We start from the raw sequence: 2999 nt of genomic DNA, 5'->3' as shown, positions 1-2999 counted from the left end.
GAGGCCAAAGAACGCTTGCTGAATGCGTTTGGTGACCGGGCCACAGCGGCCTTCTCCCACCTGAATACCGTCTACGCTGCGCACCGGGGTGATTTCAGCCGCGGTACCGGACATAAACACTTCATCCGCCAGGTACAGGGATTCGCGGGACAGCACCTGCTCGCGCACTTCAATACCCAGGTCTTTCGCCAGCTTGATGATGGCGTCACGGGTGATGCCCGGCAGCGCGGAGGAGGTGAATGGCGGCGTAAACAGAATTCCGTCTTTCACTTCAAACAGGTTTTCACCTGCGCCTTCGGAGATGTAGCCATTCACATCGAGCGCGATACCTTCCTGGTAACCGTGACGGCGCGCTTCGCTACCAACCAGCAGGGAAGAAAGGTAATTACCGCCCGCTTTCGCGGCGGTCGGGATGGTATTTGGCGCAACGCGGTTCCAGGAAGAGACCATTGCGTCGATCCCCTGCTCCAGGGCTTCAGCACCCAGGTAAGCACCCCACGGGAACGCGGCAATGATCACATCAGTGGTATAGCCGGCTGGCGGGTTCACGCCCATACCGACGTCACCCACGAAGACCAGCGGACGAATATAGGCGCTGGTGAGGTTGTTCTTACGGATCACGTCGCGGCAGGCTTCCATCAGCTCATCAACGCTCTGAGATACCGGGAAACGATAAATTTTGGCTGAGTCATGCAGACGCTGCATGTGTTCGCGATGGCGGAACACCACTGGCCCTTTGTGAGAATCGTAGCAGCGGATGCCTTCAAACACGGAGGTACCGTAATGCAGCGCGTGGGACATCACGTGGACCTTCGCGTCCTCCCAGCGAACCATCTCACCGTTGAACCAAATGTAATCAGCTTTTTTTGTCGTCATTTTTTCGTCCTGTCACGCTTAAGCGCGGATTTGTTGTGATGTGGTTGTGCTCTGGCAGATGGCAACATGGGCAACGTCTACCAGCTTTGATAACTGACTAAACAGTAAGTCGACCGACCGCGGGCTGGCAACGGTTAATTCGATACTGATATTCCGGGCGTCAGTGGCTGTCTCCATATTCATAGAGCAAATCTGAAAACCACGATGACGCACCACACGCAAAACGCGTTCTAAAGTTTCCGGGTTGAAGCGAGCCTGTACGGCGACCTGATGCTGCATCATGATAATTTCTCCATCATTTGTGAGTTACTGGCGCCAGGCGGTACCAGCGGCCAGACGTTCTCGAGTTCATCGATTGAGACATGAAGCAGGTAAGGCCCATCGCTGTTCAGCATGGTGTCGAGCGCCGCTTCAACCTGATCTTTACGGGTGATGTGCTGGCCAGGGATGCCAAAGGCGCTGGCCAGGGTGAGGAAATCGGGGTTATCGGTGAGAGTCGTTTCGCTGTAGCGCTCCTGGAAGAACAGCTGTTGCCACTGGCGAACCATCCCTAAACGCTGGTTGTCGAGCAAGACGATTTTCAGCGGCAACTGCTTGCGTTTAACGGTGCCGAGCTCCTGGACGTTCATCATGAAGGAGCCGTCACCGGAGATACAGATAACGGTATCGTTCGGGCGGGCGACCTGCGCGCCAACGGCTGCTGGCAGACCGAAGCCCATCGTCCCTAACCCGCTGGAGGTGATGAAATTTTCCGGGCGGGTGTAGGTCATATGCTGCGCGGACCACATCTGGTGCTGGCCGACGTCGGTGGTGACGACGCTATCAGCAGGTTTGCGATCCGACAACTGCTTCAACAGCAGCGGCGCGTAGATGGCCTCGCCGGGGTGATCGTAACGCCATGCGTGCTCGGCACGCATATCGGCGGTGTGCTGACGCCATGCGTTGATATCCAGCGGCTTCTGCAATGCCGGTAACAGCGCGTTGAGATCGCCCTGCAGCGCAACGTGCGCCTGACGCAGCTTGTTCATTTCCGCCGGGTCGATATCCATATGGATGACTTTAGCGTTCGGCGCAAAGGTATTCAGCTTGCCGGTGACGCGGTCGTCAAAACGGGCACCTACGGCGATGAGCAGATCGCACTCCTGCACCGCCAGGTTTGCCGCTTTGGTGCCGTGCATCCCCAGCATGCCCAGATAGTACGGGTAGTCTGCATCTACCGCACCCAACCCTTTCAGCGTGCAGGTGGCAGGTATTTGCGTTACCGCGATAAATTCACGCAGGGCGGGAACGGCCTGCGCCATCCCGACGCCACCGCCGACGTACAGCATCGGCTGTTTCGCCTGCGCCATCATCTGACGGGCCTCTTCAACTTCCGCATGCGGAAACGCGTCGTCGCTTTCAACGGTGGAGAAGTGGGGTTCCAGATCCCCAGGTGCCACCTGGATATCTTTCGGGATATCGACCAGAACCGGACCAGGACGGCCTGAGCTGGCCACTTCGAACGCTTCTGCCATTACGCGCGGCAGCTCTTCCAGAGACTGAACGAGGAAACTGTGTTTGGTGCAGGCCAGCGATAAACCCAGTACATCGACTTCCTGAAAAGCGTCGGTACCGATGAACGGAGACGCCACCTGCCCGGTGATGGCGACAACGGGAACGGAATCCAGCAGCGCGTCAGCCAGGCCGGTGATGAGGTTAGTTGCGCCCGGGCCTGACGTCGCCATACACACGCCGGTTTTGCCGGTCGCGCGGGCGTAGCCAATGGCCGCCATCACTGCGCCCTGCTCGTGTCGGCACAAGAGATGTTCCACGCCGCCGTCATACAGTGCATCGTAAATCGGCATAATTGCGCCACCTGGATAACCGAATACTGTCTCGACTCCCTGCGCGCGCAACGCATGTACTACCCACCGTGCCCCATTCATAGTTAGTTCCCCGTCATAAATCGGGAGAAACAGAATTTTGTGCTAGTCGTCATTCTCTGTTCCTCATTTGCGTTTTTTAGTCATAAAAAAACCCCCGGACCTTTCGGTGCGGGGGTCTTAGTTCGTTAAGGCTTGATTTCTAAGCCTTTCCTCGTCCAAGTGCAGCCCCGCACGGTGGGATAATAATCACCACCACGC

At 57.2% G+C, this 2999-nt stretch carries 5 protein-coding genes; all 5 read right to left on the bottom strand.

The features are described 5' to 3' along the window. The coding region (gene ilvE / locus ACWYRJ_RS20685) for a branched-chain-amino-acid transaminase (RefSeq protein WP_455508536.1) at positions 1-876 on the bottom strand (876 nt) is incomplete at its 3' end. Positions 877-894: 18 nt separating this feature from the next. Beyond that, positions 895-1158 carry an acetolactate synthase 2 small subunit gene (ilvM, locus tag ACWYRJ_RS20680; RefSeq protein WP_024907956.1) on the bottom strand — a complete coding sequence of 88 codons (264 nt, stop codon included), beginning with the start codon at positions 1156-1158 and terminating at the stop codon, positions 895-897. Next, entirely contained in the window at positions 1155-2801 is a 1647-nt protein-coding gene (ilvG, locus tag ACWYRJ_RS20675; protein WP_455508535.1) for an acetolactate synthase 2 catalytic subunit, read from the bottom strand. The genes ilvM and ilvG overlap by 4 nt, the downstream gene beginning before the upstream one ends. A gap of 2 nt (positions 2802-2803) precedes the next feature. Further along, positions 2804-2854, bottom strand: coding sequence for a peptide IlvX (ilvX, locus tag ACWYRJ_RS20670; protein WP_166792073.1), 51 nt, complete (start codon positions 2852-2854; stop codon positions 2804-2806). An 86-nt stretch (positions 2855-2940) separates the two neighbouring features. Next, on the bottom strand, positions 2941-2999 hold a 59-nt coding region (locus tag ACWYRJ_RS20665; RefSeq protein ID WP_410164536.1), incomplete at its 5' end, for an IlvGEDA operon leader peptide.

Source organism: Enterobacter sp., assembly GCF_977039595.1.
This window is presented reverse-complemented; position numbering and strand designations above follow the sequence as displayed.